This window comes from Desulfobacteraceae bacterium, from assembly GCA_022340425.1.
Taxonomy (GTDB): domain Bacteria; phylum Desulfobacterota; class Desulfobacteria; order Desulfobacterales; family JAABRJ01; genus JAABRJ01.
This window is the reverse complement of record JAJDNY010000201.1, coordinates 1-4,003: the sequence shown is the minus strand read 5'-3', so window position 1 is coordinate 4,003 and position 4,003 is coordinate 1. Positions and strand designations below refer to the sequence as shown.

General features: G+C 59.4%; 3 protein-coding genes. All 3 read left to right on the top strand.

Annotated features, from left to right (window positions below; translation table 11 throughout):
* Positions 1-184 precede the first annotated feature (184 nt).
* The 3 genes from LJE63_17490 to LJE63_17480 all read left to right on the top strand — a co-directional run bounded on the left by LJE63_17490 (position 185) and on the right by LJE63_17480 (position 3,587).
* The gene (locus LJE63_17490; GenBank protein MCG6908402.1) at positions 185-733 is read left to right on the top strand and encodes a hypothetical protein; all 549 of its coding nucleotides are present in this window, start codon (positions 185-187) and stop codon (positions 731-733) included.
* A gap of 200 nt (positions 734-933) precedes the next feature.
* Positions 934-1,413: a (2Fe-2S)-binding protein gene (locus LJE63_17485; protein ID MCG6908401.1), complete on the top strand. Its 480-nt coding sequence runs from the start codon at positions 934-936 to the stop codon at positions 1,411-1,413.
* Positions 1,410-3,587, top strand: a complete 2,178-nt coding sequence (locus LJE63_17480; GenBank protein ID MCG6908400.1) for a molybdopterin-dependent oxidoreductase — start codon at positions 1,410-1,412, stop codon at positions 3,585-3,587. The genes LJE63_17485 and LJE63_17480 overlap by 4 nt, the downstream gene beginning before the upstream one ends.
* The last annotated feature ends 416 nt before the right edge of the window (positions 3,588-4,003 follow it).

Sequence of the window (4,003 nt, the reverse complement as noted above, 5' to 3'; positions counted from 1 at the left end):
TGGGCTCTCACCCTTCATACACGGCTCGAATGGCTGCCAGGATAGACAATATTCGCATGCAATATGAAATGGGGAACCTCACACGCCAGGAAGCTTTGACGAACCTGCACACTTTGCTGACGAACGTTCGCACCCGCCTGGTGAATGGAAGCGAACTCTTGAACTGAGGGGGAAGGAAGTGGGTGTGGTTTATCAGATCGTTCCGCTCGGAGATGAAAAGGGCCTTTTTATCGAAGACATGGAAGACACCGAGCCTTTTGCCGGCTATTACAAGGGGGAGCCTATAGAGGTGCCAAAAACCCGGGCGCGGTTGATCTACCGCCGCCAAAACGTGAGGAAACCGGATTTTCTCATGGGTATTCAGGTCTTCTCCGTAGTATCTCGAAAGTTTCGATCCGTTGTCGAATCCGTGGAGCCCGAATCCGTTCAGTTCATACCAGTGGCGGTGATTTGCAGGGAGACAGGCGCCGTAGACTCGAACTACACTTTTATGAACATTCTTGGAAACCTGGACGCGTTTGACTGGCAGCGGTCAACCTACACGGAAATGACCGGCGTCAAAGCAGTTCTCGAGGCGGAGAAAATATGTCTGCGCAGACAGTCGGTTGGGACTCGGCAGATCTTCAGGGTCGATGGGATTCTAACCGAGCTCTTCATCGGGAGCAGAATGCGACAGGCCTTGGAAGCGGCGGAACTGACGGGCTTCACCATGACCCCAGTCGAATGCTTTTAGGGAAAAGAACCTCCCGGTTCGAAAGGGGATGCTGTTTCCTCCTTACCGGCCTTCGCCAAGCGCCGGTTTTTTCCGCGCCTCGCGCTCGAAAGCAATTTGTGTCGCCGGATCACCGCCAATGGCGACGGCCCCAGGCACCACCCAACGGAATGGGCTGACACCCGGAGGAAGGTCAACACGTCAAAAAGGGGAGGCTATGCATGATGGAAAGGATCCAATTTGTCCTCAATGACGAAAACATAAGCCTTGAAGTTGACGGCGAGCGGTCGCTGTTATGGGTTCTGCGGACGGAACTTGGCCTGACCGGCACAAAATTCGGCTGCGGCGAAGGGGTGTGCTGCGCTTGCACCGTGCTCGTGGAGGAGGAGGCAACACCGTCATGTCAAATTACGATTGGATCGGTTGCGGGCAGCCGCGTCACCACCATCGAAGGGCTCGCCAAAAACGGCCGGCTTCACCCTCTGCAGAAGGCATTTATCAAATTTGACGCGCTTCAATGCGGGTTCTGCACCCCCGGCATGATTCTGCGGGCCTACAGCCTGCTCGCGGCGAACCCCAGGCCGACCCGCGATCAGATCATCGCCGAAATGGACGACAACCTTTGCCGCTGCGGTGCCCATGTCCGCATTGTCCAGGCCATTGAGACAGCCGCGGCAGAACTGCGGGGAGGACGCTCATGAAAGCCAGGGACCCATTCGTGAAAACCCAGTCCAGACCGTCATCCGCCTTCCCTCCGATGGGGCGTCGGGAGTTTCTCAAGCGCATGGGAATGCTGGGCGGTGGCCTGATTGTCTATTGCTCGGTGGGCGACATCACCGTGGATGCCCGCGCACCGCGGGAAGGCTATCGCGGCAGCAAGGTGCCCGAGGATTTCAACGCCTTTCTTAAAATCGGCACGGACAACCGGGTCACCTGTTTTGTGGGAAAAATTGAAATGGGCCAGGGGCCCATCACCTCATTCGCCCAGATGATGGCCGAAGAATTGGACGTTACCTACGAGTCGGTGGACATGGTTATGGGGGATACGGGCCTCTGCCCGTGGGACGCCGGTACGTGGGGGTCGCTGTCAACCCGCTATTACGGCACCTTTGTCAAGGAAGCCGCCAGCGAGGCCAAGGGCGTCTTGAAGGAACTGGCCGCCGAACGGCTTTTGTGTCCGGTCGATCGGCTGGTCACCCAAAGCGGGATTATCTTCGACAAGCACCGCCCCATGTCGCGGGTCACCTACGGGGAACTGACCGCCGGCAAGATCATCGAAAGGCATCTTAAAGTGCTCCCGCCGCTCAAGTTCGCAGCCGAGTACACCATCAGCGGCAAGCCCTATCTGCGGCGGGATGCTTTCGATAAGGTCACCGGACGGGCCCAGTACGCGGGGGACATTCGCCTGCCGGGGATGGTTTACGCCAAAATCCTGCGTCCACCAGCCCACGGCGCCAGACGCCTGCGGGTGGACACTTCCGCCGCGGAAAAAATGAAAGATGTCCAAATCGTGCGCGACGGCGATCTGATCGCCGTTTTGCACCCCCGCCCGGACGGGGCCGAAAAGGCCCTGGCGCGCATCAAGGCCCATTTTGACCGGCCCGCCACCGGCATCGACGACCAGACGATTTTCGACCATTTGCTTCAACGGGCCCCGCAGCCCACCATTGCCTCGGAGGCCGGAAATCTGAAAACGGGCGAAGCGCGCGCCGCCGCCATCATCGAGGAAACCTATTTGAACAGCTACGTGGCCCACGCCCCAATGGAGACCCACACGGCCCTGGCGGCTGTGGAAAAAGACAAGGCCACCGTCTGGGCCTCGACCCAGACGCCCTTCGGCGTCCAGGAGCGCGTCGCCCAGGCACTGGGGCTGCCAACCGAAAACGTCCGGGTCATCGCACCCTTTGTCGGCGGCGGGTTCGGCGGCAAGTCGGCCTCCGAACAGGCCGTTGAAGCCGCCCGCCTGGCCCGGCAGGCCGGAAAACCGGTCATGGTGATCTGGAGCCGGGCGGAGGAGTTCTTTTTCGATACCTTTCGACCGGCCGCCGTGGTCAAAATCCGGTCGGGGCTTACCGGCGGCGGCCAGATGTCCTTTTGGGACTACAAGGTCTATTTTGCCGGTAAAAGAGGCTGTGAGAATTTTTACGAGATTCCCCATCACCGTGAAACGGTCTTCGGTGAATGGCGCATCGGTTCGGGGATTCACCCTTTTGCCGTCGGGCCTTGGCGGGCGCCGGGGGCCAACACCAATGTCTACGCCCGCGATCTGCACATGAACATCATGGCCGCCAAGGCGGGGCAGGATCCTTTGGCGTTTCGCCTGGCGCATCTGCAGGACCAGCGCATGCGCGGCGTCCTGCAAGCGGCCGCGGCGCAGTTTAGCTGGAAAGCGGGGAGGCCCCCCAGCGGCCGCGGTTGCGGAATATCCTGCGGCATCGATGCCGAAACATATGTGGCGGCCATGGCCGAGGTCGAGGTGGATAAAAAGAGCGGGAAAATCATGGTCAAACGCGTTGTGTGCGCCCAGGACATGGGGCAGGTGGTCAATCCCCAAGGGGCCACGATTCAGATGGAAGGCTGCATCACCATGGGACTGGGCTATGCCCTGGCCGAAGAGGTGCGATTTGAAAATGGCCGGCTGCTGGACACCAATTTCGACACTTACGCGATGCCGCGCTTTTCGTGGCTCCCGAAAATTGAGACCGTGCTGGTGCCCAATCCCTCCCTGCCCCCCAAGGGGGGCGGTGAGCCCGCGATCGTCTGCATGGGGGGCGTGCTGGCCACGGCGGTTTACGATGCGACCGGCGCCAAGATGCTGCAGCTTCCCATGACCCCCGCCCGTGTCCGGGAAGCCTTGAAAAAAATCGGGCAGTAAAATGGTGCCGGCACCGAAAACACCCCAAACCAGACCCCGCCGTCGAAATTTGGTTGTTCGCCGGTTGTTCAAAACACAAAAGCCGATTCGCCCCAAGATCAGGGATAAACACCTATGAATAAGGGATATGGATTTTTTCTGCTCGTTGAAAAAAGCATAAAATTATAGTTGTTCTCAATATTTCCCAATATCACCACTGCCGCCAGTATTCCCGATGGCTCCGGCACTACTACCATCGGGACTACTTTTAAAATCGATTTCGGAGCTCTTCCTATTTACCGCCGGAGTTCCCGCCGGAGTTCCCGCCGGAGTTCCCGCCGGAGTTCCCGCCGGAGTTCCCGCCGGAGTTCCCGCCGGAGTTCCCGCCGGAGTTCCCGCCGGAGTTCCCGCCGGAGTTCCCGCCGGAGTTCCCGCCG